Below are 249 nucleotides of genomic sequence, written 5' to 3' on the forward strand. Positions count from 1 at the left end.
TTATGTTTTTTTTTTTTTTTTTTTTTATAAAAAATTTTTTTTTTTTTTTTTTTTTTTTTTTATTTTTTTTTTTTTTTTTTAATTTTTTTTTTTTTTTTTTTTTTTTTATTTTTTTTTTTTTTTTTTTTATTTTTTTTTTTTTTTTTTTTTTTTTTTTTTTTTTGTTTTTTTTTTTTTTATTTTTTTTTTTTTTTTTTTGTGTTTTTTTTTTTTTTTTAATAAAAAAAAACTTTTTTTCTACTGCGACCC

General features: G+C 5.2%; 1 protein-coding gene. It reads right to left on the bottom strand.

All coding sequences use genetic code 11. From position 1 onward, the window contains the following. Positions 1-249: hypothetical protein (locus AAEZ22_RS18815; protein WP_352298548.1), on the bottom strand; the 249-nt coding region annotated here is incomplete at both ends.

Origin of the sequence: Pseudoalteromonas sp. 20-MNA-CIBAN-0454 (genome assembly GCF_040308685.1) — a bacterium.
In the GTDB taxonomy this organism is placed as follows: domain Bacteria; phylum Pseudomonadota; class Gammaproteobacteria; order Enterobacterales; family Alteromonadaceae; genus Pseudoalteromonas; species Pseudoalteromonas nigrifaciens.